Genomic DNA, 25,507 nt, shown 5'->3' with positions numbered 1-25,507 from the left:
TGGGCGGCTCGTCCGGAATGACGAGGTTGATATGAAGGCACGCGTTACCGTTACGTTGAAGTCCGGCATCCTCGATCCGCAAGGCAAGGCCATCGAAGGCGCGCTGAAATCGCTCGGCGTCGAGGGTGTCGCCAGCGTGCGCCAGGGCAAGGTGTTCGACATCGAGATGGCCGGCGCCGACCGCGCCAAGGCCGAGGCCGCGCTGAAGGATGCCGCCGACAAGCTGCTGGCGAACACGGTGATCGAGAACTATCGGGTCGAGCTGTTGGGATGAATCGCCGGCTCGCTGCGTCACTCGCGCGGTGCGGAAGCATGAGGTCTGCCATTCGCGTCACTGTCGGCTCCCTGTTGCTGATCGGCGCTCTCGTCGCCGCCGGGGCTGATGACGTGTCGGCGCAATCGGCACCGGCTGCGCCGCCGGTTGCCGTCAGCGGATGGCGTTACGAGAAGGGCCGATCCGATATGCACCTGTTCCACTGCGAGCAGGTCAAGTGCGGTGTGAACTCGAAGGTGAGCTACCGCATCTATGCACCGGGCAATCCGATGACGCTGCATCAGTATCGCGACAGCCAGCAGCAGGTCGCCGGCGCGCTGGAGCAGCGTTCGCCCGGGCTTAAGGTGACAATCCTCGGCATCGACGGTGACAAGGGGACCTCCTTGCCCCGCCTGTACAAGGCGCGGCGCCTGATGGTGGCGCCGGACGGGCAGAAAGAATATGTCGCCACCGGTTTGATGTTCGGTTCGAGCGCGTCGGTCAGCCTGATCAGTTCGTCACAGGATCAAAAGGCCAGCAACGACAATTACGCCCAGTTTGCGGTCGCTCTAACGATGCTCGTTCAATAGCCCCCAACCAGGTGACGCCATGAAATCCGCCGTCCTCGTCTTTCCCGGAATCAATCGCGAGCGCGACATGGCGCGGGCGCTGAAGCTGGCCTCGGGCAACGAGACGGCGATGGTCTGGCATGCCGAGACCTCGCTACCCAACGATACTGATCTCGTGGTGGTGCCCGGCGGCTTCTCCTATGGCGACTATTTGCGCTGCGGCGCCATTGCGGCGCGCGCGCCTGTGATGGACGCGGTGCGCGACTTTGCGGCCAAGGGCGGCCTCGTGCTCGGTGTCTGCAACGGCTTTCAGATCCTGTGCGAAGCGGGCCTCTTGCCGGGCGTCCTGATGCGCAATGCGCGGCTGAAATTCATCTGCCACGACGTGCACCTGAAAGTGGAGCGTTCCGACACGCCGTTCACCCGCGGCTACAATGCCGGCCAGGTCATCCGCGTGCCGGTCGCCCATGGCGAGGGCAATTACGAGGCGGACGAAGAGACGCTGAAGCGCCTCGAGGGCGAGGGGCGGGTGCTCTATCGCTACTGCTCGCCCGAGGGCGTGGTGGACGAGGAAGCCAACATCAACGGCGCCGCCAATTCCATCGCCGGCATCGTCAACGGCCGCGGCAATGTGCTCGGCATGATGCCGCATCCGGAAAACCACGTCGAAGACATCATGGGCTGCACCGACGGCCGCGGCCTGTTCGCCGGGCTGGTGCAGCACCTGGAGAAGGCCGCTTGAGGGCTGCAGGACGATAGAGAAATGACTTCGTTGTGGCGAATTGAACCCAGCGGACTGATCGCCGTAGAAACAGCGAAGCTGACTGCTGAAAGCCAAATCGAAGACTGGATCGAACGTGATCCATCCATCTTAGATCCTGATCTGCTGATCATCGGACGCCAGGTTAAGACGGCCCACAGTGGCCCCATAGACCTGCTTGGCTTGGCAAGTGATGGCACCGTCACAATTATCGAAATGAAGCGCGACAGAACCCCGCGAAGTGGTCGCGCAGATTCTAGATTACGCCAGTTGGGTTGTTACGCTCGAGACCGCCGACATCTACGAAATCGCCGACCCATATCTTCAGGCAAAAGGCCAAGGTGGTTTGCCAGAAGCTTTTCGACGGAAGTTTGAACAGCCTATCCCAGAACAGCTCAACGAAACTCAGAGCATGCTCATTGTTGCGAGTGAGCTGGACGAATCTTCCGAGAGAATAGTGCAATATCTTTCGCAGTCGCATCGAATAGCGATAAATACCGCGTTCTTCAAAATATTCTCAGATGGCGCCAATCGTTACTTAGCTGCAGACTGGTTGATGGAACAAGACACCGTCGAAGAGCGGGTAAAGATACGGAAGAAGGCTCCTTGGCGTGGTGATTGGTATGGCATCTTCGACGAGAACCATTCTTGGGAAGACATGATCAAGTATGGATTTTTCTCGGCGGGTGGTGGACGACGCTATTCAGGGCCACTTGAGCGCTTAAACAAGGGTGACCCGATTTATGTTTATAGGAAAGGTTCGGGTTATGTTGGATTGGGCATCGTAGAGGGAAAGGCGATGCGCGCAAATCGGTTTCGAGTGAACGACGTGCTGCTCTTTGAGCTTCCGCTGCATCAAGAAAGAATCCTAAAGCGACATGAAGATGATCCGGATCGGGCCGAATATTTGGTTCCTATAAGGTGGATCAAGACGGTTCCCGTCACCGAGGCGAAGACATTTCCCAATATCTTCAGAAATCAGAACATCGTCTGCAAGCTGACGGAACCTGCGACCTTGGATTTCTTGTATGGCGCCTTTGGCAGTGTGCGGCGCAGTGTTCTTACGGCGTAGATACTTGAGACGCGTGGGCTCGCTGGCTGCGGCAATAAGCGGGCCGCCTGCTACTTTGCATGGGGTTGTTTTTCGATATTTTGGGAGCGCGTATGTCGGCGACGCCGCGCTGAACCGCTATCCGCCGCGCAGCCGCTGCATCGCGCGCCGCAGCACGTCCCCTGGCACCGTCATCGCAGCCACACCCGCCATCACCAGCACCAGGCCGAGCGCGAGGTTTTGCGGCACGCTTTCGCCGAGCAGCAGCACAGATAGCCCGACGCCGATCGGGATGCGCAAATAGCCTTGCGCATTCGTGGTGATCGTGCCGAGGCGCGACAGGCACATGTAGAACAGCATCAGGCCCAGGGCGCTGGAGAAGATGCCCATGGCAAATGTCGCCGCCAGTGCCTCTGCGGTCGGACGCAGCGTCCAGGGATGCTCGATAACAAGCGACAGCGGCAGCAGCACGCAGCCGCCGAACAGCAGCGAGCCAGCGGCCACCACCATCGGATCGTAGTCCGACAGTCTCAATCCGAAGATCGTGGCGCAGGCAAAGGAGATGGTGGCGAGCAGGATCGCCATTTCCGCAACGATGTCGCTGGAAAGCCCGCCGAGCGCATCGAGGCCGATGATCGCGGCGGTGCCGGCAAGGCCGACGATGGCGCCGAGAAGCTTCAGCAGCGTCGCCGGCTCGTGCCGGGTGATGCCCCAGGTGATCAGGAAGGCGAAGATCGGCGTGGTCGAGGCCAGCACCACCGTCGTCGAGGCCGGCACATATTGCTGCGCCCAGGTGATCATCAGGAACGGGATGGTCGAGTTGATGGTCTGCTGCTGCGCGAACAGCTTCCACGCCCTGGCGTCGGTCGGCAGGCGCAGCCCGCGGATGCGCAGCACGACGAGCAGGAATGCCGCCGCGATCAGCGAGCGTGCCGAGATGAAGGTGACCGGCGGGATCGAGCCCAGCCCGATCTTGGTCAGCGGATAGGTGGAGCTCCAGCAGCACGCCAGCGCCAGCAGCAGCGCATAATCGCGCCAATTGCGCTGCCTTGGCTCGGCCGGGGAAGGGGCGGGCTGCGGCGCTGGCGCCGCCTCGATCTCGCTGAGTGCTGTGCTCTTCGGCAACTTGTTGGTCCCGGCGCTTGCCTTGCGTTTATCGCTCTATCCGCAAGACAAGCACAAGGAGGCCGGCTGCATGGGCAGCATGATCCCGAAAAGTGGAGACCGGTTTTCGGCAAAGATCATGCTCAAACAAAGACATGGAGCAGGGGGACGATTCGAGGAAACGTCACCTTGCTCTAGGTGCTGGAAGTGCCGGCCGGCGGCGGCTGCTTCCACTTCACCCGCTTGATGGTGCCGGAGAAGGTGAAAAGCTTGCGATCGCCTGAGCGCAGCGTGCCGCGCAAAAAGATCAGCGAGCCGCCGGCGCGCGTCACCTCGCCGTCGCACTCGATCAGCTCGCCCTCGCGTGCCGCGTCGAGGAATTCGCAGGCGAAATTGACCGTCACGCCCGGTCCCTGCAGATGCGCCGAGGCGATCGCGAACAGGCAGTAATCGGCAAAGGCCATGAAGCAGCCGCCATGGACATTGCGCATGCCGTTGAGGTGCTTCTTCTCGACCCGGAAGGCGCATTGCACCGTGCCGGTCTCGTCCATCCGGTGCCAGAACGGGCCGTTATGGGTCTCGAAACTGTCGCGGGTCCAGGTGCGCCAGCCCGCGAATTCGCCTTCGGTTTCGACATGCAGGTCGGGGCGGCGGTGGAATGCGTTTTGGGGGAGCTCGTTCACGAAAAAGGGGCCTTCAATTCAGGATTTGGCGCCCTTAAATCCGATCCGCCAGCAAGACGCAAACGGCGTTCCTGCCGACCCCCTCTGCAAAGCTCTGGACAGCGGGAAAATGCCCCCTAAAAGGCCTTTTCCAGCCCCTCCGGACTTCCTATTACGGGCCCCATGCTGACCAACGAACCCCAGATCACCCCCGAGCTCGTCGCGGCCCACGGGCTCAAGCCGGACGAATATGAGCGCATCCTGAAGCTGATCGGGCGGGTTCCGAGTTTTACCGAGCTCGGCATCTTCTCGGCGATGTGGAACGAGCACTGCTCGTACAAGTCCTCGCGCATACATCTGCGCGGGCTGCCTACCAAGGCGCCATGGGTGATCCAGGGGCCCGGCGAGAACGCCGGCGTGATCGACATCGGCGACGGCCAGGCCGTGGTCTTCAAGATGGAGAGCCACAACCACCCGAGCTATATCGAGCCCTATCAGGGCGCCACCACCGGCGTCGGCGGCATCCTGCGCGACGTCTTTACCATGGGGGCGCGGCCGATCGCGTGCCTCAACGCGCTCTCCTTCGGTGCGCCGGAGCATCCGAAGACGCGGCACCTGGTTTCCGGCGTCGTCGCCGGCGTCGGCGGCTATGGCAATTCCTTCGGCGTGCCGACCGTCGGGGGCCAAGTGCGTTTCCACACCCGCTATGACGGCAACATCCTGGTCAACGCAATGGCGGTCGGCCTCGCCGACGCCGACAAGATCTTCTATGCCGCCGCCTCAGGCGTGAACATGCCGATCGTTTATTTGGGCTCCAAGACCGGCCGCGACGGCATTCACGGCGCCTCGATGGCCTCGGCCGAGTTCGACGACGATTCCGAGGAGAAGCGCCCCACGGTTCAGGTCGGCGATCCCTTTGCCGAAAAGCTGCTGCTGGAGGCCTGCCTCGAGATCATGGCCGCCGATTGCGTGATCGCGATCCAGGACATGGGCGCGGCCGGGCTGACCTGCTCGGCGGTCGAGATGGGCGCCAAGGGCGATCTCGGTGTCGATCTCATGCTCGACTCCGTGCCGACGCGCGAGACCGGCATGAGCGCCTATGAGATGATGCTCTCGGAAAGCCAGGAGCGCATGCTCATGGTGCTCAAGCCCGAGAAGGAAAAGCTGGCGGAAGAGATCTTCAAGAAGTGGGGTCTCGATTTTGCCATCGTCGGCTACACCACGCCGAGCAAGCGCTTCGTGGTCAAGCATGGCGGCGGTGTGATGGCCGATCTGCCGATCAAGGAGCTCGGCGACGAGGCGCCACTCTATGACCGGCCGCATGTGGCTTCGCCCGCGTTGCCCGTGGTGCATGCGCGCGACGTGATGTCGCCGATGACTATTTCGGCGGCGCTGGAAATGCTGATCGGCACGCCGGAGCTGTGCTCAAAACGCTGGGTGTGGGAGCAGTACGACCACGTCATCCTCGGCAATACCGTGCAGCGGCCCGGCGGCGATGCCGCCGTGGTGCGCGTGCAGGACGGGCCGAAGGGCCTTGCGATGACGGTCGACGTGACGCCGCGCTATTGCGAGGCCGATCCGTATCAAGGCGGCAAGCAGGCGGTGGCGGAAGCCTGGCGCAACATCACCGCGGTGGGCGGCAGGCCGCTCGCCATCACCGACAACCTCAATTTCGGCAATCCGGAGCGGCCCGAGATCATGGGCCAGTTCGTCGGCTGCCTGAAGGGCATTTCGGAAGCCTGCCGCGCGCTCGACTTTCCGGTCGTGTCCGGCAACGTCTCGCTCTACAACGAGACCAACGGCCGGGCGATCCTGCCGACGCCTTCGATCGGCGGCGTCGGCGTGCTCGACGATTTCACCAGGTCGGCGACATTAGCCTTCAAGGCCGCTGATGAGGCGATCCTGCTGGTTGGCGATACCCACGGCTGGCTCGGGCAGTCCGTGTACCTGCGCGACGTCTGCGGTCGCGAGGAGGGCGCCCCGCCCCCGGTCGATCTTGCCGCCGAGAAGCGCAATGGCGACGTGGTGCGCGGCATGATCCATGCCGGCACCGCGACTGCCGTGCATGACGTCTCCGACGGCGGATTGCTGGTGGCGCTGGCGGAAATGGCGATGGCGGGCAACATCGGCGCGCAGCTGCTCGCCGGACCGGCCTCGATCGTGCCGCACGCCTGGTGGTTCGGCGAGGACCAGGCGCGCTACATCGTCACCGTGCCGGCGGCGGATGCCGGTCTCGTGCTGGCGAAGATGAACGGCACTGGCGTGCCTTGCGTACGCATCGGCACGACCGGTGGCGATGCGATTGCGGTGACGGGCGAGGCGCCGGTTGCGATCGAGAAGCTGCGCACCGCATTCGAAAGCTGGCTGCCGAACTACATGGGCGGAAAGGGTTAGTTCGTCCGTCATTGCGAGGAGCCAACGGGTCGCGCGAACGCGCGCCCGATGACAGGCTCCGCGACGAAGCAGTCCATAGCGCGGCATGTGGACAGGTGGATTGCTTCGCTTCGCTCGCAATGACGGTGTGGAGGCAGTGCGGCTCACAACACCTTGCCCGCCCCGGGAATTTGCCGCAACGCCCGCGTGATGCCCCAGCTGAACGCGACCGTCAGCACGAAACCGACGCCTGCCTTGACGATCGCCGGCAGGTCGTAGTCGAACAGCCAGTACTGCAGCCACAGCGCGATCGGGTAGTGCACCAGGAACATGCCGTAGGCGTCGGACTGCATCGGATCGAGCAGCATGCTGGGGCCCGAATGCCTGAACCTCAGGAAGTAGGCCAGGATCAGGAACATGATCGCCACGCTGAAGATGGTGAAGCAGACGGCATAGATCGCCTCATACCAGTCCGGCAACGGCGTCGGATTTCCCAGGACCTGGCGCTTGACGAAGATCAGCCCCCACAGCAGGCAATACGGCACGATCGCCAGAACCATCCAGTCCCAGCTGACTTTCGACATCCGGCCGTCGGCCGCGAGCAGTCCGCGATCGATGTTCGCGATGCCGATGCCCGCGCCGAAGAAGAAGTAGCTGGCATAGAGCATCACGCGCCCATGCTGCACCGAGAACGGCCCGAACTCGAACCAGTTGCTGTGTCCGTAGTGGACCAGCCCGGGAACATAGAACGCTGCGGTGACGGCGAGCATGACCGCGAAGAACACCGCGGGCCGGCGGCGGCCGTGCAGCGACAGGCGATTGATCGGATCGAGCAGGTTGGGTGACAGCCGGTACAGCAGGCAAGCAATCAGGTCGAAGGCAAACAGCACCCAAAGGAACCAGATCGGCCCGCTCGGCCACGGGTCCCTGGTGACCATGTTCCACCAGTAGTCGGAAAAGCCGAGCTCGGGATGGTGCCGCAGCGAGATGGCGTAATAGGCGAGCGGAATGACCGTGAATGCGCAGATCACGAACGGCAGGCCAAGCCGAAGCAGGCGGTCCGCCAGATAGCTCCGCGGTCCCTTGCGGGCGATGCCCGACCACGCAAACAGGCCCGACAGGAAGAAGAACATCGCCATGAAGAAGCTGTCGGTGGCCAGCACGATCATGTCGAAGCCGAAGAACGATTTCGGGTCGGTATGGCCGAAATAGGTATAGGGGATCACGGCGTGATGCAGCAGCACCACCAGTGTCAGGAAGGTGCGCGCGCGATCGAGCGACGGGTTGCGCGATTTGGCCGTCGGCGCGGCTTGAGCGTCGGCCACGGTGGGTGAAACGGTCGTCATGGTCCCCCGGCAGGCTGATGGTGGTTCAAATCTCGCAGCCGCAAGGGGATTGGGCAAGGCCCGGACACCGCAGGCGCTTCGGGAACCTGCGTCTTCCTGTCACCCGTCATTGCGAGGAGCGATAGCGACGAAGCAATCCATCTTTCTCCGCGGGGATGGATTGCTTCGCTTCGCTCGCAATGACGGAGCAAGCGGTTAACCCACCTCCTCGATCTTCACCTTGTCCGGATAGAACGCCAGATGCCCCGCGATCTCGGCCATCGCCGGATACGGCTCCTCATAGGTCCAGATCGAATTCTCCAGCGTCGTGCCGTTGGCCTTGATGGAGAAGTAGTTCGCATCTCCCTTGTAGGGGCAGTGCGTCACCCGTTCGGTGCGCTCCAGCAGCGCCATGTTGGCGTCCGCACGCGGAACGTACTGTACGGCCGGATAACGCGCCTCCTTCAAGGTCAGTGCGCGGGCAGTATCGGCGACGACCACGCCGCCGGCGGAGATGCGCACCCGCTTCGGGTTGGGCGCGATGGTGATCGGATGGTCCGGACCGGGGAGTTTCATGGAGTTTTGCGCCTTTTTTGATCAGCCCGTCGTGATCGATGCGGGACAATTGGGCAGATTCCAAACCGCAGGTCGCCGCAATATAGTGCCGGGACGCGTGACCTAGAAGGCCGGCCGCGCTAGGTTCGGCCATCACGACCGCGCGATCCGGTCCTGATTCGACCTTTGGGAGGTTTGCTGGAATGCCGATGGACGCCCGCGATATCGAATCGATGATCAAGGCAGCGATTCCCGACGCCGAGGTGACGATCCGGGATCTCGCCGGCGATGGCGACCACTACGCAGCAACCGTGATCTCGGAATCCTTCCGCGGCAAATCCCGTGTGCAGCAGCACCAGATTGTCTACCAGTCGCTGAAGGGCCAGATGGGCGGCGTGCTGCACGCGCTGGCGCTGCAGACCGGCGTGCCGGAGGGCTGAGGCCAGGACGCGAGGGTAGGGCCATGGCGGCGGACAATCCGCGCGGAGCGATGTTTCGCGTGCTGGTGCCGGACCGGCACGCCCGCGTCACCAATGCCGAGCTGTTCTTCGACCTCGTCTTCGTATTTGCCGTCACGCAGCTGTCGCATACGCTGCTGCATCACTTCACGCCATCAGGTGCGCTGGAGGTCGCGCTGCTGTTCCTCGCGGTGTGGTGGGTGTGGGTCTACACCACCTGGGTCACCAACTGGCTCGATCCCGACCAGGCGCCGGTCCGCATCCTGCTCTTCCTCCTGATGCTCGGCGGCCTCGTGCTGTCCACGACCATTCCCAAGGCTTTCGGGGAGCGCGGCCTCTGGTTTGCGATTGCCTATGCGTCCATGCAGGTCGGCCGCACCGCGTTCTGGCTGCTGGCGACGCCGAAGCACCGCACGGCGGTGCGCCACAATGCGATCCGCATCCTGGCCTGGCTTTGTCTGTCCGCCGTGTTCTGGATTCTCGGCGGCTTCGCCGAGGGCGAGAAGCGGCTCTACTTCTGGATCGCTGCGCTCGCCATCGAATACGCCTCCGCAGCGCTGCGGTTCTGGACGCCGGGCCTCGGCTTCTCCTCCATCGAAGCCTGGGCCGTCGAAGGCGGCCACATGGCCGAGCGCTGCGCGCTCTTCATCATAATCGCGCTCGGCGAGACCCTCGTGGTCCAGGGCGCCACTTTCGCCGAGCTGACATGGACGATCGAAAACGTCGCCGCCTTTCTCTCGGCGCTGACGGGCAGCATTGCGATCTGGTGGATCTACTTCCACAAGGGCATGGAGGCCGGCGCCGAGAAGATTTCGAAGTCCGCCGAATCCGGGCGGCTGGCGCGGCTCGCCTACACCTATCTGCACATGCCGATCGTCGCCGGCATCATCCTTGCCGCCGTCGCCGACGAGCTCGTGCTCAAGCACCCGGGCGGCCATTCCGACACCAGGACCGTGCTGGCCGCGGTCGGCGGCCCGCTGCTCTTCCTGGTCGGGACCATCCTGTTCAAGCTCGCGATCCGTGGCTTCCTGCAGCTGTCGCACATCTTCGGCATCGTCGCGCTCGCGGCCACGGGCTGGCTTGCCCGCGACCTGTCGCCGCTATGGCTGTCGATCCTCACCACCGCGATCATGATCGCGGTCGCGGTGTGGGAATCGCTGTCGCTGCGCTCGAAGCCTTGAAGAGTAGCGCTATTTCTGATCGACGACGCTCTTCAGCACCAGATCGGAAAGCCGTACGACGAGTGCGCGGAGCCGTGCATTTTCCTCGAGCAGCGCTATCACGTCGTGCTCCATGCCGGCGTCCCAATCGGAATCTTCTTCGCTATGAAATGTGGTCGAGGGCCGGGAAGGCTCCCCGGCCGATTGCGGATACGCGTTGACCATAGCCTACATCCCCTGGCACGAACTAACTGACCCCAGCCAAGCCGCGGCGGGAACGTCGTCTGAGTCGGCGTCAAAATTTCGACGACAAAAGGGTATTCCTGGTCATCTCGATTCTGGACTCGATCAAAAGTTCAGAAAGGTTTAATAAGTCTCTGCCACTTTCGGTAACGACGAAGATGCCTTTTGGGCGCGGCGGCGCTGACATCTTCTCGCCACAACCCCGACCAGCGCGATAACTCCAACCCCCATGGAATCCATGGCTGGGGAATACGCGCCTATGAAACAGCAGGAAGCAAAGGCTCTTATCCTCGAAGAATGGGACCGCTGGATCGCCAAACAGGCGGTCGAGCCGGGCGGCCCGACGGGCAAGGATTCGCTGAAGTTCTTTTTCGAATTGGAAGACAACAAGTCGCCGCTACTCGACTTCCAGTCGCGCGGGCATGATAAATGGCGGATCATTCATGCCTGGCTTCTGAGCGCCGAGCGGGTCAACGACATCTGGGTGCCGGCGCCGCGCATCGTGCCGTCGCGCCGGCCGCGAGCGGCACGCGACAAATTGCGGGCGAAAACCTGAGGACGAGAACTGAAGCGTCCGCCTCAGGCGACGAGCAGTCCGGCCGCGAGCACGAGCCCGCAAATGTAGGTGAAAAGCGCGCCGAGGAACCGCGCAGGGTTCGGCCGGTCCATCGGCGGACCGAGCAGCAGCCCTGCCGCGATCGCGAAGCGCGCGATTGTCGCCAGCACGATGACGGCGAGGATCCAGGTCGGCGCGGCGCGCGTCGCGTACCACAGGAACAGCACCGCGAAAAACGGCGCATATTCGGCCGTGTTGGCGTGCGCGCGCACCGCGCGGTGCAGCGGGTCGACCGGGCTCGCATCGTGGCCGATGTTGCGGCGGCTCCCGGCACGAAGCAGCGACACGTGCAGGCCGAGCCCGAACAGCAGCAGCCCGAGCAGCGCGGTGCAGATGATGGCGACGTTCACGGCTTCCCCCAATTCCCCAAGTTTCCCCCAATTCCCCAAGATGCCGGAGCAGCTGGCGCGATGCGGTGCGACCTCGCAACCCTAGTCCGAAGACGCCGTCAGCGCATGGACCGAGAACATGCGTCCCTCGTCGGTCCAGCTCTCCTTCACCTGCCAGCCGGAGGCCAGCGCCAGTGCGGCGAAGCGGTCGAGACTGTACTTGTAGCTGCTCTCGGTATGGATGCTCTCGCCGGGACGGAACGAGAAGCGATGGCCCAGCACGCGCACGTTCTGCGCCTTGCGGCTGATCAGGTGCATCTCGATGCGGTGGCGATCGCGGTTGTAGACCGAGCGATGGATGAAGCCCGACAGGTCGAAATTGCCGCCGAGCTCGCGGTTGATGCGCTCCAGCACATTGAGATTGAAGCGCGCGGTGACGCCGGCCGCATCGTTGTAGGCGTCATAGAGCGTGCGCTCGTCCTTCTCGAGATCGACGCCGACGATCATCTGCGCATTGGCCCCGAGGATTTCCCGCGCGCTGCGCAGGAAGGCTTGCGCCTCCTGCGGCTCGAAATTGCCGAGCGTCGATCCGGGGAAGAAGCCGACCTTGGGCAAGCCGGCCACCGTACCGGGCAGCGCGAACGGCGCAGTGAAGTCGGCCGCAACCGGGTAAACCGCGAGCGCCGGGAAGTCGCGGCGCAGGCCGTCCGCCTGTGCGTTAAGGAAATCGCCGGAAATGTCGACGGGAACGTAGGCCGCAAAGCGCGAGCGCTCGAGCAGCAGGCGAACTTTGGTGGTGGCGCCGGCGCCGAATTCGACCAGCGCCGCGCCTTGCGGGATCATCCTGGCGATCTCGCCGCCGCGTTCGCGCAGGATCGATAGCTCCGTGCGGGTCGGATAATATTCCGGCAGCACGGTGATCTGCTCGAACAGCTCCGATCCCTTCGCATCGTAGAAATATTTCGGCGACAGCTTCTTGGGAAACCTCGAGAGGTCGCCGATGACATCGCCGGCGAAGGCGGAGGTTGCCTCGTCGAGGGGATCGGCCAAAGCGGGGGCGTGGACGTTCATGATACTCTCCCGAGCGCGCTTTCCCGCGCGTGATCGTTGCTGAAAAGTCAGGCGTAGTCGGCGAGGCGCAGCCCGGTGAACTGCCAGCGATGGTGCGGATAGAAGAAATTGCGATAGGTGATACGGCTGTGACCGGGCGGAGTTGCAAGCGATGAGCCGCGCAGCACCAGCTGGTTGACCATGAACTTGCCGTTGTACTCGCCGAGGGCGCCCTCGATGGCGCGATAGCCGGGATAGGGGGAGTAGGAGCTGCGGGTCCATTGCCAGACGATGCCGAAGGCGTCGTTCAGCACGCCCGCGCGCGCCGCGACTTCCCATTCCATCTCGGTCGGCAGATGCCTTCCGGCCCAGCGCGCGAATGCGTCGGCCTCGTAGTAGCTCACGTGGCACACCGGCGCGGCCGGGTCGATCGGCTTGATGCCGCCGAGCGTCATGATCCGCCATTCGCCGTCGATCTTGCGCCAATGGCCGGGCGCTTCCCATCCTTCATTTGTGACGGTCGTAAAGCCATCCATCAGCCACAGCATCGCGGTGCGGTAGCCGCCGTCTTCCATGAAGGCGAGCCATTCGGCGTTGGTGACGAGGTTGCGCGCCAGTTTCACCGGACCGATCAGCGCGCGGTGCGCGGGCTTTTCGTTGTCGAAGTGAAAACTGTCGTCGGCATGCCCGACGGTGTGGATGCCTTCGTTCAGCGCGGCCCATTCGTCGCCGCCGCGGTTTGCGGCGGGGAAGGTCCAGGCCGGATCGTAGGCCGGCGGGATCGGGTTCTGCGCGAAGGCATGCAGGATGTCGGTGTACATCAGCTCCTGATGCTGCTGCTCGTGATTGAGGCCGACCTCGACGAGCGGCGCCAGTTTCTTCAACGTGGCTTCGTCCGATGTCTGGAAGAATTTGACGACCGCCGCGTCGACATGTCGGCGGTAGGTCGCGACCTCATCGGCGCCGGGGCGGGTCAGGTGGCCGCGCTGGGCGCGGGCATGTCGGGGGCCGGCGCTGACGTAATAGGAATTGAAGAGATAGGCGTAGTCGGGATGGAAGGGCGCATAGCCGGCGCAATGCTCGCCGAGCAGAAACTGCTCGAAGAACCAGGTGGTATGGGCGCGGTGCCATTTCGCCGGGCTCGCATCCGGCATCGACTGGATCAGCTGGTCCTCGGGGGAAAGCGGCGCGGCGCGGCGTTCGGTCTCGTTTCGCACCGCCAGATAGGCGTCGATCAGCGGCCGGCTGAGCGGCCCGGGATTGGATGACGATAACGAGGCAGGGGTGGCGAGGGGCGCCGCGGCGGAGGCTGTTTTCGTCACGGATATCTCCAATCGGGGAGAGAACGTTGCGTCGGCGGTCAGGTTCCTAGGGCACAGTTCGTCCAAGATAGGGGCTTGGTTTCAGGATAAAAGCCTTTGCGGTCTATGATATTGCTGCCGTCAGGCTATGGCAGCTTCTGGCAGGAGCATCGGCCCAAGGTCCCTTACCGACCCTGCATGGCGGGTGCCCTCCATTTTACTTTGGACAAACAAGGGTTTGGGATTACATATAGGGCAGTCACCGGGTTAGATCGGCCGATCGGTCCCGCCAAGGCAGCGCCGCAGCGGGCCTGCCCGAAAAGGAAGCGAATATGAGCATCGAGCAATTTATCGACAACGAGGTGAAGTCGAACGACGTCGTGCTGTTCATGAAGGGCACGCCGCAATTTCCGCAGTGCGGATTCTCGGGCCAGGTGGTGCAGATCCTCGACCACGTCGGCGTCGGCTACAAGGGACTGAACGTCCTGGAGTCGGCCGAGCTGCGCGACGGCATCAAGACCTATTCGAACTGGCCGACCATTCCGCAGCTCTACGTCAAGGGCGAGTTCATCGGCGGCTGCGACATCGTGCGCGAGATGTTCCAGGCCGGCGAATTGCAGCAGCTGTTTGCCGACAAGGGTATTGCGGTCAACGCCGCGGCCTGAGCTCTTGACTGAGCGCCAAATCGGCACGGCGCGGCTCGAAGTCATCGTTGCCGACATCACCACGCTCGGCGTTGACGCCATCGTCAACGCCGCCAACACTTCGCTCCTCGGCGGGGGCGGCGTCGACGGCGCGATTCATCGCGCGGCCGGGCCCGAGCTGGTCGCCGAATGCCGGACGCTCAATGGCTGCAATACCGGCGACGCCAAGATCACCAAAGGCTATCGGCTGAAGGCACGTCACGTGATCCACACGGTCGGTCCGGTGTGGAACGGCGGCAGTCGCGGCGAAGACGACTTGCTCGCCTCCTGCTATCGCCGCGCCATCGCGCTCTGCCAAGCCAACAGCCTCGCCTCGATCGCCTTTCCCGCAATCTCAACCGGCATCTATCGATTTCCCGCCGATCGTGCCGCGGAGATTGCAGTCGCAACCACCGTCGATGCGCTGCGGGCGGCGCCCACCGTGGAGCACGTCATCTTCTGCTGCTTCTCCCGCGACAGCGGGGTGCTTCATGAGCGGGCACTCACCGGCTTCGGGCAGCCCTTGCCCTGATTGACCCCTTCGCTACACTCCCGCAAATCGATGCAGGAGGGGTTATGGATTTCAGGAATTGTTTGCGTGCGTCAGCCTTTGGCGCGCTGTTGACGCTGCTCGCGGTCACGCCTGTTGCCGCCCAACCGTTCGCTTCCGAGGGCACGTACGAGATTCCCGCCGGCGCCGGGTTCAACAAGGAAAAGCTGACGCGCATCGCCGACTTTTTCAGGAACGAGGTCGAGACCGGGAAAATTTCCGGTGCGAATGTGCTGATCCGGCAGCAGGGCAAGACGATCTTTCACCAGACCTTCGGCGTGCAGGACGTGGCGTCGAAGGCGCCAATCACGGACAAGACCATCTTCCGCCTGTCGTCGCTGACCAAGGCGATCACTTCCTTCGTGGCGATGCAGCTGATCCAGGACGGGAAGATGAAGTTAGAGGATCCCGTCGCGAAATACATTCCCTCATTCGCGAAGGTGAAGGTCGGCGTCGAAAAGAAGGCCGCGGACGGCAGCAAGACGCTCGAACTGGTGGACCCGGTCCGCCCGATCACCATTCTCGACCTGCTGCGCCATACCTCGGGGATCACCTACGGCTTCTACGGCGAGAGCCTGGTGCGCAAGGCCTACAAGGACGCCAACATCTACGCGGGCGAGTTCGACCTCGCTGAGTTCGCCGAGCGCATCGCCAAGCTGCCGCTGCACAACCAGCCCGGCGCGCTCTGGCAATACGGCCATTCCACCGACATCCTCGGGCGGATCATGGAGATCGTGTCCGGAAAATCCTTGTACGAGATCGAGAAGGAGAAGCTGCTCGATCCCATGGGCATGGTCGACACCAATTTCTTCGTCACCGAGCCGGAGCGGCAGAAGCGGCTCGCCCAGCCGGTGCCGAACGACAGCAATTTCCGGGTCGGCCGCGAATACAGGACCGAGGTCCGCCAGAAGTGGGAATCCGCCAGCGGCGGCATGGTCACCACGATGGACGACTTTTCGAAGTTTGCGCAGATGCTGCTCAACGGCGGAACGCTCGACGGCAAGACCTACCTTACTCCCGAAACGTTCAAGACGATGGCGACCGACTATGCCGGTCCCGGCTCCGGCGTCGATCGCGACTACTTCTATTTCCCCGGGGACGGTTTCGGCATGGGGCTGGGACTTGCGGTTCGCACCGATCCCGGCAACGCCAAGCCGCCGCCGCCGGGATCGCTGGGCGAACTGAAATGGGACGGCGCCACCGGCTGCTACATGGTGATCGACCGCAAGCAGGACATGATGTTCGTGCTGCTCGAGCAGACGCCGAGCGAGCGCCAGCGTATCCAGCGCACGCTGAAACTGCTGGTCTATGAAGCCCTGAAGAGCTGAATCTCCCGCACGGATGGCGGAGCGCTTCATCGGGCCGCTACTTGCGAGCCCGATGGCCTCCCTTGATGAGGTCAGGCCGCCCGCGCGATCTCCCTGATGTGCCCGACCATCTCCTCGATCATGGCGGCGGTCACGTCGAGGTGGGTGCAGGCCCTGATGCGGCCATCCATCATTGCGAGCAGCACGCCGCGCGGCCGCAGCGCCGCCACCATCTTCTCGCCCGACACGCCGGTGCCGTCGGGCTTGAAGAACACGAGATTGGTTTCCGGCTGTTGCACCTCGATGCCCTCGATCTGCGACAGCCCGCGCGCCAGCGCGCGCGCATTGGCGTGGTCGTCCGCCAGGCGATCGACGTTGTGATCGAGCGCGTAGACGCAGGCAGCGGCGCAGATGCCGGCCTGCCGCATCGAACCGCCGAGCCGCTGCTTCCAGCGCCAGACTTCGTCGATGAAGGCACGCGAGCCGGCGATGACGCCGCCGATCGGCGCGCCCAGCCCCTTGGAAAAATCGATCCAGGCGGAATCCCACCCCGCCGCCATGTCGCGCGCGGAAATGCCGGTCGCGACCGTCGCATTGAGAAGCCGAGCGCCGTCCATGTGGGTCGCCATGCCATTCGCCTTGGCGATCTTGACGACTTCGTCCAGCACGGCCTTCTTCCAGATCGTGCCGCCGCCGATATTGGCGGTCTGCTCGGCGCTGACCAGCACCTGCGGCGGCTGGTAGCGCGAGCGCGGATGCAATGCTGCCTTGAACGTCTCCGGCGAGAACTGCCCGTCCTCGCCCTTCAGCGGCATGATCTGGAAGCCGCCGAGTGCGGCATGCGCGCCGCCTTCGCGGGCGATGATGTGCGCCGTCTCATGCGCCAGGATTTCGTCGCCCGGCCGGCAATGCACCAGCGTCGCCGCGACGTTGCACATGGTGCCCGACGGCATGAACACGGCCGCTTCCTTGCCGAGCAGGTCCGCCACCCGCTCGCACAGCGCGTTCACGGTCGGATCGTCGCCGAGCTGCTCATCGCCGACCTCGGCCCTCGCCATCGCCTCGCGCATGCCCGGCGTCGGCCGCGTCTGCGTGTCCGACAACAGATTGATGCGCACCGGCGGCGCTTTGGGGTCGCGCGGGGGAGGGGTGTAGTGCATGGGGGACTCTTGTTAGCCGTTGAATGGATTGATGATTCTTACAACACTTGACTTGGTGTGTATTTATACACTTGACTGAAGCGTCATCGATGTGTATAAATACTCATGAATTCCCGAGACATCATCTCCGCGCTTCGTGCAGACGGTTGGATTCAGGTCGCGCAAAAGGGAAGTCATGTCCAGTTCAAGCATCCAACCAAGCCCGGGCGAGTGACAGTTCCGCATCCCAAGAGAGATGTGCCCGTGGGGACGTTCAGAAGCATCGAGAAGCAGGCCGGCCTCAAACTGAAATAGCAGGACAGCAGACAAGTGAAAGGCCCGGCGCACCCCGCCAGCAGCAGAGGATAATCAGAAAATGCGACAGTATATTGCGTTGATTCACAAGGAGGCCGACAGCGACTACGGCGTATCGTTTCCCGATCTTCCCGGTGCCATCAGCGCCGGAAAAACCCTGGATGAAGCCCGAGAGATGGCCGCAGAAGCTTTGGCCTTGCATCTGGAAGGCTTGGCGGCAGATGGCGAAGCCGCGCCGGAACCAAACTCTCTCGAAAAAATCATGAGCGATGCGCAAAACAGGGATGCCGTTGCCGTTCTGATTGCAGCGCCTGTAGCCGAAGTGAAGAGCGTGCGGATCAATGTCACGATGCCGGCCGATGTGCTCGATCAGATCGATCGCTATGCAGAGCAGCAGGGGTTCACGCGTTCGGGATTCCTTGCCCAGGCTGCAAAGAAGGCGATGGCGAACTCGTAGCGATCGCCGAAGTTCGTGCGGCCCGTACGCGTATCGCTCCCTGAGGGTGATTGCGCTTCAATGCAAATGAGGACGTTGTCGTCCTGCGCGAGTATACGAGCGGCGTTCACTTCTCATGCTTCTTCCACATGATATCGACTTCCTCGTCCGAAGCGAGGTCGCCGCGCGCAATCTCGTCTTCAGCTTCCGCAAGATCGGCATCTTCCTCGGCCGTCAGCCGGTAAGCCGCGCGACCACGGGCTGCCGCAAGGATTTGTTCCGGCGTATCCGTCGTTAGGCGATTGCAATCTGGATGCGCGAACATCTCTTGATATCTACGCACCTGCTCATCGCGCGGCAGTGAGGCCCACGCCTCGATCTCGTCATCGGTGGGCGTCGCCGAGGGCATCACTCGTCTTGGCTGGTTCGGGGGCTGCGACATCCGGAAAGCATATCACATGCAAAAAGGCCCCGGCAAAACCGGGGCCCTTGATCTCGCAATCCGCGAAAACCGATCAGCGCGAATAGAATTCGACGATCAGATGCGGTTCCATCTGCACCGGGAACGGCACGTCGGAGAGCGCCGGGATCCGGGCGAACTTTGCCGTCATCTTGCCGTGGTCGACTTCGAGGAAGTCCGGCACGTCGCGCTCGGGGAGCTGGGCGGCTTCCAGCACCGGTGTGAGCTGCTTGGAGGCTTCCTTCACCTCGATGCTGTCGCCGACCTTCAGCTTGTAGCTGCCGATGTTGACCTTGCGGCCGTTCACCTTGACGTGGCCGTGGTTGATGAACTGGCGCGCGGCGAACATGGTCGAGACGAACTTGGCGCGGTAGACGACGGTGTCGAGACGGCGCTCCAAAAGGCCGATCAGGTTCTCGCCGGTGTCGCCCTTCATGCGGCCGGCTTCGACGTAGATGCCGTGGAACTGGCGCTCCGAGATGTTGGCGTAATAGCCCTTCAGCTTCTGCTTGGCGCGCAACTGCACGCCGAAGTCCGAAAGCTTGCCCTTGCGGCGCTGGCCGTGCTGGCCCGGGCCATACTCGCGGCGGTTCACGGGGCTCTTCGGGCGGCCCCAGATGTTCTGGCCCATACGGCGATCGATCTTGTATTTCGCCTCACTGCGCTTTGTCATCGCGTCCTCTTGGTCAAGTCAGGGTTTTGAGGAGACGCGCCCTCCTGTGCACCGGGATGGTCCCGGGGCCGACAGGTCCGCACTCGAAAGCTCAAGGACGGACCACGGGTCGCGAAACGCAACGCGGGCCGAAAACCGGCCCGCGAGCAGGGCGGTTTCTAGGCAGAAACGGTCCTGATGTCAAACAAATGCGGACGGCTTTTAAGGTCGAGAATGGGGCCAAGGACGCCGAATCGGGTCAACTTCCGACCGCCCGGACCTGCTTTGGCTCGCTCTGGTGCCCGGTAGACCGGATTTCGGCGGCGATTTCGGCGTTCAGCACCTGTTCCAGCCTGGCTAGAGCCCTTGCCATGGGGGCGGCGTCGGTGACCCGATGGTCCCAGCGCAGCACGATCTCGAGGCTTTGGCCGGAACTGACCACTCCGTAGCTCAGCACAAACGGGCCGGGGCTGAGCGCATGCAGTTCTCCGGGGCCGTAGGCGGCTACCGAAGTGACGCCGAAACTGCCAAAGTACTTCGCCCGGTGGCGGCCGAAGCCGAGCCCAATGGCCCAGAGCAGGCGGCGAAACGGCAAGGGCAGCCGGGTTATCTTGAGCATCTTGCGGAACGCCGGCACCTCGTCGATCGGCGCCTCCTTGGCGCGCCGGATCAGGGCATCGACTACATCGAGCGGGATCTCATCGGGGGCAGTGATCCGCTGCGGCAGTACGCAGTGTTCGCCGTCCACCTGGCGCGCAATCGCCACCATCGCGACCGAGCGCGGCAGTTCGTAGAAGGCGGGCCGGGGCCACTTCACGCAGAGCGTGCGCAGGACCGGCTGCTCGCGGGCGACCAGCGCAAATGCCTTGACCAGGATCGCCGCCCAGCCCGGCGGGTTGGCCGCCTGCGCCCGCGCCTCTGCGAGTTGCCGCACATTGACCGGGCGGGTCAGCGACACAAAGGGCACGCCAACCGAGGCGTGCATGAGGTCGGCTACGAGGCGGCGCGGTATGGAGATTTTTCGGACCGTTCCCCGCATCCTGGCTCAGGTTCCCCGCAATTGGACAAACAGAATAAAGGCGAGCCGACATATCCCGCTCGCCACCCCTGATCTAGCACGATCCGGCCGTTTTGGGGCGAGCCGCATGTGCTTTTGGGCGCCGCCCGATTGGCGAAAAACCCGGGCGAGAACCGCCACCTCTAGCGCTTGATGCCGTCCAGGCTCGCCGCAATGCCGCGCTGGAACAGCGACCAGTCGAAGCCGAGCGCAAGCGCCACATAGCCGCGCGCGATCATCGCATTGGCCGCTTCCGCGGTACGCGCCACGCCGCCGATCGGAACGCCGCTCTTCAAGATGCCTTCCTCGGCGCGCTTCATCAGCGCCACCACCTGGGGATCGTCGGGCAGGCCACGCTTGTCGATGGAAGTGGCGAGGTCGCCGGGGCCGATCACCGCCAGATCGATGCCGGGGGTTGCCATGATCTCGTCGATGCGCTCGACCGCATCGACATGCTCGATCGTGACCATGCAGATCATGTCGTCGTCTGATGTCGCCATATAGTCGTTCATCGATACGTTCCAGCGAAACGGCGCGTGGAACGGGCCCCACAGGCGCTCGCCCTTCGGCGGATAGCGCACGCTGCGCACCGCCTTCTCTGCATCCGCGCGGCTGCAGATCATCGGAAAATTGATGCCGAGCGCGCCGAGATCCATCGGCGCCTTCGCAAGCCACGGCTCGTTGGCGGCAATGCGCAGCATCGGCACGCAGGGCGTGCCTGCGGTGGCCACAATCATCGCATGCGCGGAGCCGAGATCGATCGGACCGTGCTCGAGATCGACGATGATCCAGTCCAGCGATTGCGCCATGATGCGCACGGTCTGGATGCTGGGGATGGTGGCGATGGCCCCGAAGGTAGGACGGCCCTCCCGCCACATTTTCCTGAGCCGGTTGAGCGGCGGCAATGCTGTCGATGTCAATGCATGAACTCCGGCGAAGGCCCCGACTAAAGCTTAGAGCATGATCCCGAAAAGTGGGAACCGGTTTTCGGACAAGATCATGCTCAAGAAATAGAGATCACGCCGGAACGCGGCCGCCGAAAAACGCCGTCAGCGCGCGGCTGAGCTCGTGCGGCCGTCCCGACGTGAAGATCATCTCCGCGCCGGCGCCGTCGAAAATGTCGCCGGGCCGGCCGATCAGATCGACCACGCGCCGAGCGATGGCCGGCGCCGGATCGATCCAGTCGACCGGCCACGGTGCCAGCCGCGCAAGGCGCTCCAGCAGCAGCGGATAATGCGTGCAGGCAAGCACCACCGTATCGGTGCGCGCGGCTGCGTCATGTGCGGTGCCGACAAAACAGGGCGCGATTTCCGCGGCAATGTCGGCGTCGCTGACCGTGCCGCCGCTCAGGGCGGCTTCCGCCAGCGAAGCCAGCTCGGGCGAGCCCACCAGCGTCACCTCGCAGCCTTGCGCGAAATCGCGGATCAGCCCGTGCGTGTATTCGCGCTTCACCGTGCCCCTGGTGCCCAGCACCGACACGCGCTTGGTCTTCGAGCTGGCGCAGGCAGGCTTGATCGCCGGCACAGTGCCGACGAACGGGACGGTGTAGGCGGCGCGCAGATGCGCCATGACGAGCGTGGAGGCGGTGTTGCAGGCGATCGTCACCAGGTCCGGCTCGTGCAGTCGGATCAGCTCGCCGACCAGCGGCACCACGCGGGCGATGATCTCTTCCTCGGTGTGGTGGCCGTAGGGAAAGAACGCGTCGTCGGCGACATAGACGTAGTGCGCATCCGGCCGCGCCGCCACGATCTCGCGCAGCACGGTGAGGCCGCCGAGGCCGGAATCGAAGACGAGAATCGTGGGAGGCGCTGCCACGGGGCGCATCTTAGCCCATCCGGGGCTGCCGGTCAGTTGCTTTGACCGGGCGCGGGCCGTACTCCCTGCGCCTACGCCGCCCCGAACACGCGCTTGAAGATCGTGTCGACGTGCTTGAGGTGATAGCCGAGGTCGAACTGCTCGGCGATCTCGGCGTCGCTGAGATGCCTCCTGACGTCGGGATCCTTCTTCAGCAGGGTCTGGAAGTCGCCTTCGCCGCGCCAGACCGGCATGGCGTTGCGCTGCACGAATTTGTAGGCGTCCTCGCGGCTCGCGCCCTTCTGGGTCAGCGCGATCAGCACGCGCTGCGAATGCACGAGCCCGCCGAGCTTGTCGAGGTTCTTCTGCATGTTGGCGGGATAGACCAGCAGCTTCTCGATCAGACCGGCAAGGCGCATCAGCGCGAAGTCGAGCGTCACCGTGGCATCGGGGCCGATCATGCGCTCGGCGGAGGAGTGCGAGATGTCGCGCTCGTGCCAGAGCGCGACGTTCTCCAGCGCCGGGGTCACATAGGCGCGCACCATGCGCGACAGGCCGGTGAGATTTTCAGAGAGCACCGGGTTGCGCTTGTGCGGCATCGCCGAGGAGCCCTTCTGGCCCTCCGAGAAGAATTCTTCGGCTTCCAGCACTTCGGTGCGCTGCAAATGGCGGATTTCGATCGCCAGCCGCTCGACCGAGGAGGCGATCACGCCGAGCGTCGCAAAATACATCGCGTGGCGGTCGCGCGGGATCACCTGGGTCGAGATCGGCTCCGGCACGAGGCCCATGGCCTTGGCGACATGCGCCTCCACGCGCGGATCGATCTGCGCGAAGGTGCCGACCGCACCCGAGATGGCGCAGGTCGCGACTTCCCTGCGCGCCGCCACCAGCCGCTCGCGGCCGCGGGAGAATTCCGCGTAGGCATAGGCGAGCTTCAGCCCGAAGGTAACGGGCTCGGCATGGATGCCGTGTGAACGCCCGATGGTCGGCGTCATCTTGTGCTCGAAGGCGCGGGTCTTCAGCGCCGCCAGCACCTTGTCCATGTCGGCGATGAGCAAGTCCGCCGCGCGCACCAGCTGCACGTTGAGGCAGGTGTCGAGCACGTCCGATGACGTCATCCCCTGATGCACGAAGCGCGCCTCGGGACCGACGATTTCGGCGAGATGGGTGAGGAAGGCGATGACGTCGTGCTTGGTCTCGCGCTCGATCTCGTCGATCCGCGCGACATTGAAAGTGGCGTCCTTGGCCTTGGCCCAGATCGTCTTCGCCGCTTCCTTCGGGATCGTGCCGAGCTCGGCCAGCGCATCCGCCGCGTGCGCCTCGATCTCGAACCAGATCCTGAAACGCGTCTGCGCCTCCCAGATGGAGGCCATTTCCGGACGGGTATAGCGGGGGATCATCGACGACTCTGCGTTGGGGGTTACGCCGCGCTTTAGCAGACGGGGGGAGGTGAGACAAACCTTGGGGCTCGACCTGTGCGTCGTCATGGCCGGGCTTGTCCCGGCCATCCACGTCTTGCTTCGCCGCCCGCGGAGTCGTGGATGCCCGGGTCAAGCCCGGGCATGACGGTGGAGATGGTCACAGAATAGTGAATGACAGATATTGAAATCTGTCAGCGCGAGATGCTATATGCATCTCCGACGCCTGAACATGCTGCCGAAGCCGGGGCATGGCCAAGAACAAGAAGGTGACCAGGGCGCCGCGTGGGTTGACCGGCCGAAAGGGCGGCAACTCCGAAAACTATGGGATTTACGACCATGACATCAGAGATCATTTATTTGGCCGCTCGTTTCCAGCGCTGGGTCAACCAGGCGGTTGCCCGCCATCTGGAAGCCGAGGCGGCAAGAGTCGCCCGCTGAGCCATCAAGCGAGACGCAAAGGGAGTTTGCATGAACGAAGTCGTCGTTTTGACCCCGGAGCGGATTCTGGAGGCTACCGAGGAGGTCTTGCGCCGCTTTGGACTTGCCAAGGCCACCGTCGTGGACGTTGCCCGTGCGCTCGATGTGAGCCACGGCAGCGTCTACCGCCATTTCCCGAGCAAGGCTTCGCTGCGCGAGGCGGTGGCCAGGCGCTGGCTCGATCGCGCCAACGCGCCGCTGCAGAAGGTCGCCGAAAGCACCGGCCCCGCGCCGGCGCGGCTGGAGAAATGGCTGCGCACGATGATCGACATCAAGTACAGGAAGGTCTGCGAGGATCCGGAGATGTTTGCGACCTACCTCGCGCTGGCGCAGGAGGCATGCGAGGCGGTGCGGGCGCACAAGGAGCGCCTGGTCGATCAGCTCGCGCACATCATTTCCGACGGCGTCAAGCAGGGCGCTTTCCAGGCCGCCGACGCCAAGATGGCGGCATGGGCGGTGTTCGACGCCACTACGCGCTATCACCATCCCGCCCATTGCGATGAATGGAACGATCCGACCAAGGCTGCGCGGATCGACGCCCTGCTGGGGCTGCTGCTCAGGGGCCTGGAGGCCCCGCGCAAGCGCTAGATGATCGGCGCTGCCACGCCGCCATCGATCGCCGGGGGCGATCCCTGCACTTTCCGCCATTGTTTGATATCCATCAGCGTTCGTGTGGGGGCCGCCCCATAGGGTCGCTGTGGAGGAAACCGTGCGGCTGGCCATCTTTGCCGACATTCACGCCAACCGGCCGGCCTTTGCCGCGTGCCTCGAGGCCGCGCGCGCAAAGGGGGCCGAGCGGTTCGTCTGCCTCGGCGACATCGTCGGCTACGGCGCCGACCCCGAATGGGCGGTCGATACCGTGATGGAGCTGGCCGCGGCGGGCGCGCCGGTCGTGCTCGGCAATCACGACAACGCCATTGCGGCATCGGCCGAAAGCATGAACGCCGATGCGCAGGCCGCGATCGAATGGACGCGGGGCCGCCTCAGCGCGCCGCAGCGCCGGTTCCTGTCGGATCTGCCCTACACGGTGACGGAGGACACACGTCTCTATGTCCATTCCGAGGCCTCCAGCCCCGCGCGCTGGCACTATGTGCGCGACGCGGCCGACGCCGGCCGCAGCATGATTGCCACCTCGGCGCACATCACCTTCTGCGGCCACATCCACCGGCCGGCGCTCTATTCGATGTCGGCGACCGCCAGGATGACGAGTTTCGTGCCGGTCAGCGGCGTGCCCGTGCAACTGCTGCGCGGGCGGCAATGGCTCGCCGTGCTCGGCTCGGTCGGCCAGCCGCGCGACGGCAATCCGGCCGCGTCCTTTGCGATGTTCGACACCGAGAAGCTCGAGATCACCTGGTACCGCGCGCCCTATGACATTGCCGCGGCCGCGGACCGCATCCGCGCCAACGG

General features: G+C 63.8%; 30 protein-coding genes. 15 read left to right on the top strand and 15 right to left on the bottom strand.

From position 1 onward, the window contains the following. Positions 1 to 31 precede the first annotated feature (31 nt). The 4 genes from purS (at position 32) to ACT4OC_RS19840 (ending at position 2,654) form a co-directional block, all read left to right on the top strand. Positions 32 to 274 (top strand): phosphoribosylformylglycinamidine synthase subunit PurS, encoded by a 243-nt coding sequence (gene purS / locus ACT4OC_RS19855; protein WP_444840736.1) that lies wholly within the window; start codon positions 32 to 34, stop codon positions 272 to 274. After that, positions 271 to 843: a hypothetical protein gene (locus ACT4OC_RS19850; protein WP_444840735.1), complete on the top strand. Its 573-nt coding sequence runs from the start codon at positions 271 to 273 to the stop codon at positions 841 to 843. Before purS ends, ACT4OC_RS19850 begins: the two co-directional genes overlap by 4 nt. Before the next feature lie 19 nt (positions 844 to 862). After that, complete coding sequence (gene purQ / locus ACT4OC_RS19845; protein ID WP_444840734.1) at positions 863 to 1,564, top strand: phosphoribosylformylglycinamidine synthase subunit PurQ; 702 nt, start codon at positions 863 to 865, stop codon at positions 1,562 to 1,564. Positions 1,565 to 1,823: 259 nt separating this feature from the next. Next, on the top strand, positions 1,824 to 2,654 hold the full coding sequence (locus ACT4OC_RS19840) for a hypothetical protein (protein ID WP_444840733.1): 831 nt from the start codon (positions 1,824 to 1,826) through the stop codon (positions 2,652 to 2,654). A gap of 117 nt (positions 2,655 to 2,771) precedes the next feature. Here ACT4OC_RS19840 and ACT4OC_RS19835 read toward each other — a convergent pair whose 3' ends face one another. Then, positions 2,772 to 3,758, bottom strand: a complete 987-nt coding sequence (locus ACT4OC_RS19835) for a DMT family transporter (protein ID WP_444840732.1) — start codon at positions 3,756 to 3,758, stop codon at positions 2,772 to 2,774. Positions 3,759 to 3,931: 173 nt separating this feature from the next. Then, a complete protein-coding gene (locus ACT4OC_RS19830; RefSeq protein ID WP_444840731.1) occupies positions 3,932 to 4,420 on the bottom strand; it encodes a PaaI family thioesterase in 489 nt (162 codons plus the stop codon). A 165-nt stretch (positions 4,421 to 4,585) separates the two neighbouring features. On the opposite strand from ACT4OC_RS19830, the gene purL reads away from it, so the two are divergent. Then, positions 4,586 to 6,793 carry a phosphoribosylformylglycinamidine synthase subunit PurL gene (gene purL / locus ACT4OC_RS19825; protein ID WP_444840752.1) on the top strand — a complete coding sequence of 736 codons (2,208 nt, stop codon included), beginning with the start codon at positions 4,586 to 4,588 and terminating at the stop codon, positions 6,791 to 6,793. A gap of 143 nt (positions 6,794 to 6,936) precedes the next feature. Here the strand turns inward: purL and ACT4OC_RS19820 are convergent, their stop codons facing one another. After that, the gene (locus ACT4OC_RS19820) at positions 6,937 to 8,118 is read right to left on the bottom strand and encodes an acyltransferase family protein (protein WP_444840730.1); all 1,182 of its coding nucleotides are present in this window, start codon (positions 8,116 to 8,118) and stop codon (positions 6,937 to 6,939) included. 195 nt (positions 8,119 to 8,313) lie between these two features. Then, positions 8,314 to 8,673 (bottom strand): DUF427 domain-containing protein, encoded by a 360-nt coding sequence (locus ACT4OC_RS19815; RefSeq protein ID WP_444840729.1) that lies wholly within the window; start codon positions 8,671 to 8,673, stop codon positions 8,314 to 8,316. Between the two features lie 182 nt (positions 8,674 to 8,855). On the opposite strand from ACT4OC_RS19815, the gene ACT4OC_RS19810 reads away from it, so the two are divergent. Both ACT4OC_RS19810 and ACT4OC_RS19805 read left to right on the top strand, forming a co-directional pair. Continuing rightward, on the top strand, positions 8,856 to 9,092 hold the full coding sequence (locus ACT4OC_RS19810) for a BolA family protein (protein WP_016843470.1): 237 nt from the start codon (positions 8,856 to 8,858) through the stop codon (positions 9,090 to 9,092). Between the two features lie 23 nt (positions 9,093 to 9,115). Further along, positions 9,116 to 10,291, top strand: coding sequence for a low temperature requirement protein A (locus ACT4OC_RS19805; protein WP_444840728.1), 1,176 nt, complete (start codon positions 9,116 to 9,118; stop codon positions 10,289 to 10,291). Between the two features lie 9 nt (positions 10,292 to 10,300). Here the strand turns inward: ACT4OC_RS19805 and ACT4OC_RS19800 are convergent, their stop codons facing one another. Continuing rightward, on the bottom strand, positions 10,301 to 10,495 hold the full coding sequence (locus tag ACT4OC_RS19800) for a hypothetical protein (protein ID WP_444840727.1): 195 nt from the start codon (positions 10,493 to 10,495) through the stop codon (positions 10,301 to 10,303). Between the two features lie 277 nt (positions 10,496 to 10,772). Here ACT4OC_RS19800 and ACT4OC_RS19795 point away from each other — a divergent pair, with 277 nt between their 5' ends. Continuing rightward, positions 10,773 to 11,069 (top strand): hypothetical protein, encoded by a 297-nt coding sequence (locus ACT4OC_RS19795; RefSeq protein ID WP_444840726.1) that lies wholly within the window; start codon positions 10,773 to 10,775, stop codon positions 11,067 to 11,069. A 23-nt stretch (positions 11,070 to 11,092) separates the two neighbouring features. Here ACT4OC_RS19795 and ACT4OC_RS19790 read toward each other — a convergent pair whose 3' ends face one another. From ACT4OC_RS19790 to egtB, 3 genes are all read right to left on the bottom strand, one after another. After that, positions 11,093 to 11,479, bottom strand: coding sequence for an MAPEG family protein (locus ACT4OC_RS19790; protein ID WP_444840725.1), 387 nt, complete (start codon positions 11,477 to 11,479; stop codon positions 11,093 to 11,095). An 81-nt stretch (positions 11,480 to 11,560) separates the two neighbouring features. Continuing rightward, on the bottom strand, positions 11,561 to 12,529 hold the full coding sequence (gene egtD / locus ACT4OC_RS19785) for an L-histidine N(alpha)-methyltransferase (protein ID WP_444840724.1): 969 nt from the start codon (positions 12,527 to 12,529) through the stop codon (positions 11,561 to 11,563). A 47-nt stretch (positions 12,530 to 12,576) separates the two neighbouring features. After that, positions 12,577 to 13,830, bottom strand: a complete 1,254-nt coding sequence (egtB, locus tag ACT4OC_RS19780; protein WP_444840723.1) for an ergothioneine biosynthesis protein EgtB — start codon at positions 13,828 to 13,830, stop codon at positions 12,577 to 12,579. Positions 13,831 to 14,141: 311 nt separating this feature from the next. On the opposite strand from egtB, the gene grxD reads away from it, so the two are divergent. The 3 genes from grxD to ACT4OC_RS19765 are packed head-to-tail and all read left to right on the top strand — an operon-like array spanning position 14,142 to position 16,370. Continuing rightward, positions 14,142 to 14,474 carry a Grx4 family monothiol glutaredoxin gene (gene grxD / locus ACT4OC_RS19775; RefSeq protein ID WP_444840722.1) on the top strand — a complete coding sequence of 111 codons (333 nt, stop codon included), beginning with the start codon at positions 14,142 to 14,144 and terminating at the stop codon, positions 14,472 to 14,474. A gap of 4 nt (positions 14,475 to 14,478) precedes the next feature. Next, on the top strand, positions 14,479 to 15,024 hold the full coding sequence (locus tag ACT4OC_RS19770; protein ID WP_444840721.1) for an O-acetyl-ADP-ribose deacetylase: 546 nt from the start codon (positions 14,479 to 14,481) through the stop codon (positions 15,022 to 15,024). Positions 15,025 to 15,068: 44 nt separating this feature from the next. Beyond that, entirely contained in the window at positions 15,069 to 16,370 is a 1,302-nt protein-coding gene (locus tag ACT4OC_RS19765) for a serine hydrolase domain-containing protein (RefSeq protein ID WP_444840720.1), read from the top strand. Between the two features lie 71 nt (positions 16,371 to 16,441). Here ACT4OC_RS19765 and ACT4OC_RS19760 read toward each other — a convergent pair whose 3' ends face one another. After that, complete coding sequence (locus tag ACT4OC_RS19760) at positions 16,442 to 17,509, bottom strand: threonine aldolase family protein (protein WP_444840719.1); 1,068 nt, start codon at positions 17,507 to 17,509, stop codon at positions 16,442 to 16,444. Positions 17,510 to 17,614: 105 nt separating this feature from the next. On the opposite strand from ACT4OC_RS19760, the gene ACT4OC_RS19755 reads away from it, so the two are divergent. Both ACT4OC_RS19755 and ACT4OC_RS19750 read left to right on the top strand, forming a co-directional pair. Further along, positions 17,615 to 17,803 (top strand): type II toxin-antitoxin system HicA family toxin, encoded by a 189-nt coding sequence (locus tag ACT4OC_RS19755; protein WP_444840718.1) that lies wholly within the window; start codon positions 17,615 to 17,617, stop codon positions 17,801 to 17,803. A 61-nt stretch (positions 17,804 to 17,864) separates the two neighbouring features. Further along, positions 17,865 to 18,260: a type II toxin-antitoxin system HicB family antitoxin gene (locus ACT4OC_RS19750; protein ID WP_444840717.1), complete on the top strand. Its 396-nt coding sequence runs from the start codon at positions 17,865 to 17,867 to the stop codon at positions 18,258 to 18,260. 106 nt (positions 18,261 to 18,366) lie between these two features. Here ACT4OC_RS19750 and ACT4OC_RS19745 read toward each other — a convergent pair whose 3' ends face one another. The 6 genes from ACT4OC_RS19745 to purB form a co-directional block, all read right to left on the bottom strand. After that, positions 18,367 to 18,648, bottom strand: coding sequence for a hypothetical protein (locus tag ACT4OC_RS19745; RefSeq protein ID WP_444840716.1), 282 nt, complete (start codon positions 18,646 to 18,648; stop codon positions 18,367 to 18,369). A gap of 106 nt (positions 18,649 to 18,754) precedes the next feature. Then, on the bottom strand, positions 18,755 to 19,372 hold the full coding sequence (rpsD, locus tag ACT4OC_RS19740; protein WP_444840715.1) for a 30S ribosomal protein S4: 618 nt from the start codon (positions 19,370 to 19,372) through the stop codon (positions 18,755 to 18,757). 238 nt (positions 19,373 to 19,610) lie between these two features. Next, positions 19,611 to 20,390: an acyltransferase gene (locus ACT4OC_RS19735; protein WP_444840714.1), complete on the bottom strand. Its 780-nt coding sequence runs from the start codon at positions 20,388 to 20,390 to the stop codon at positions 19,611 to 19,613. A gap of 161 nt (positions 20,391 to 20,551) precedes the next feature. Further along, positions 20,552 to 21,286 (bottom strand): HpcH/HpaI aldolase family protein, encoded by a 735-nt coding sequence (locus ACT4OC_RS19730; RefSeq protein ID WP_444840751.1) that lies wholly within the window; start codon positions 21,284 to 21,286, stop codon positions 20,552 to 20,554. 139 nt (positions 21,287 to 21,425) lie between these two features. Next, positions 21,426 to 22,223 (bottom strand): glutamate racemase, encoded by a 798-nt coding sequence (gene murI, locus ACT4OC_RS19725; RefSeq protein ID WP_444840713.1) that lies wholly within the window; start codon positions 22,221 to 22,223, stop codon positions 21,426 to 21,428. Positions 22,224 to 22,294: 71 nt separating this feature from the next. Continuing rightward, positions 22,295 to 23,602, bottom strand: coding sequence for an adenylosuccinate lyase (gene purB / locus ACT4OC_RS19720; protein ID WP_444840712.1), 1,308 nt, complete (start codon positions 23,600 to 23,602; stop codon positions 22,295 to 22,297). 489 nt (positions 23,603 to 24,091) lie between these two features. Between purB and ACT4OC_RS19715 the strand changes: the two genes are divergently transcribed. Next, entirely contained in the window at positions 24,092 to 24,688 is a 597-nt protein-coding gene (locus ACT4OC_RS19715; protein WP_444840711.1) for a TetR/AcrR family transcriptional regulator, read from the top strand. Positions 24,689 to 24,809: 121 nt separating this feature from the next. Continuing rightward, positions 24,810 to 25,507 (top strand): metallophosphoesterase family protein (locus ACT4OC_RS19710; protein WP_444840710.1); only part of this gene is annotated, 698 nt, incomplete at its 3' end.

The sequence above is a fragment of the Bradyrhizobium sp. genome, assembly GCF_052389815.1.
In the GTDB taxonomy this organism is placed as follows: domain Bacteria; phylum Pseudomonadota; class Alphaproteobacteria; order Rhizobiales; family Xanthobacteraceae; genus Bradyrhizobium.
Note: the sequence above shows the minus strand (reverse complement) of the source record. Positions and strands in the feature narration are given on the sequence as shown.

Excerpts from the sequence above, each read along its gene's own strand:
- purS (WP_444840736.1), top strand. The coding sequence starts at position 32 with ATGAAGGCACGCGTTACCGTTACGTTGAAGTCCGGCATCCTCGATCCG.
- ACT4OC_RS19850 (WP_444840735.1), top strand. The coding sequence starts at position 271 with ATGAATCGCCGGCTCGCTGCGTCACTCGCGCGGTGCGGAAGCATGAGG.
- purQ (WP_444840734.1), top strand. The coding sequence starts at position 863 with ATGAAATCCGCCGTCCTCGTCTTTCCCGGAATCAATCGCGAGCGCGAC.
- ACT4OC_RS19820 (WP_444840730.1), bottom strand. The coding sequence starts at position 8,118 with ATGACGACCGTTTCACCCACCGTGGCCGACGCTCAAGCCGCGCCGACG.
- ACT4OC_RS19815 (WP_444840729.1), bottom strand. The coding sequence starts at position 8,673 with ATGAAACTCCCCGGTCCGGACCATCCGATCACCATCGCGCCCAACCCG.
- ACT4OC_RS19810 (WP_016843470.1), top strand. The coding sequence starts at position 8,856 with ATGCCGATGGACGCCCGCGATATCGAATCGATGATCAAGGCAGCGATT.
- ACT4OC_RS19805 (WP_444840728.1), top strand. The coding sequence starts at position 9,116 with ATGGCGGCGGACAATCCGCGCGGAGCGATGTTTCGCGTGCTGGTGCCG.
- ACT4OC_RS19800 (WP_444840727.1), bottom strand. The coding sequence starts at position 10,495 with ATGGTCAACGCGTATCCGCAATCGGCCGGGGAGCCTTCCCGGCCCTCG.
- ACT4OC_RS19795 (WP_444840726.1), top strand. The coding sequence starts at position 10,773 with ATGAAACAGCAGGAAGCAAAGGCTCTTATCCTCGAAGAATGGGACCGC.
- egtD (WP_444840724.1), bottom strand. The coding sequence starts at position 12,529 with ATGAACGTCCACGCCCCCGCTTTGGCCGATCCCCTCGACGAGGCAACC.
- grxD (WP_444840722.1), top strand. The coding sequence starts at position 14,142 with ATGAGCATCGAGCAATTTATCGACAACGAGGTGAAGTCGAACGACGTC.
- ACT4OC_RS19765 (WP_444840720.1), top strand. The coding sequence starts at position 15,069 with ATGGATTTCAGGAATTGTTTGCGTGCGTCAGCCTTTGGCGCGCTGTTG.
- ACT4OC_RS19760 (WP_444840719.1), bottom strand. The coding sequence starts at position 17,509 with ATGCACTACACCCCTCCCCCGCGCGACCCCAAAGCGCCGCCGGTGCGC.
- ACT4OC_RS19755 (WP_444840718.1), top strand. The coding sequence starts at position 17,615 with ATGAATTCCCGAGACATCATCTCCGCGCTTCGTGCAGACGGTTGGATT.
- ACT4OC_RS19750 (WP_444840717.1), top strand. The coding sequence starts at position 17,865 with ATGCGACAGTATATTGCGTTGATTCACAAGGAGGCCGACAGCGACTAC.
- ACT4OC_RS19745 (WP_444840716.1), bottom strand. The coding sequence starts at position 18,648 with ATGCCCTCGGCGACGCCCACCGATGACGAGATCGAGGCGTGGGCCTCA.
- rpsD (WP_444840715.1), bottom strand. The coding sequence starts at position 19,372 with ATGACAAAGCGCAGTGAGGCGAAATACAAGATCGATCGCCGTATGGGC.
- ACT4OC_RS19735 (WP_444840714.1), bottom strand. The coding sequence starts at position 20,390 with ATGCGGGGAACGGTCCGAAAAATCTCCATACCGCGCCGCCTCGTAGCC.
- ACT4OC_RS19730 (WP_444840751.1), bottom strand. The coding sequence starts at position 21,286 with ATGTGGCGGGAGGGCCGTCCTACCTTCGGGGCCATCGCCACCATCCCC.
- purB (WP_444840712.1), bottom strand. The coding sequence starts at position 23,602 with ATGATCCCCCGCTATACCCGTCCGGAAATGGCCTCCATCTGGGAGGCG.
- ACT4OC_RS19715 (WP_444840711.1), top strand. The coding sequence starts at position 24,092 with ATGAACGAAGTCGTCGTTTTGACCCCGGAGCGGATTCTGGAGGCTACC.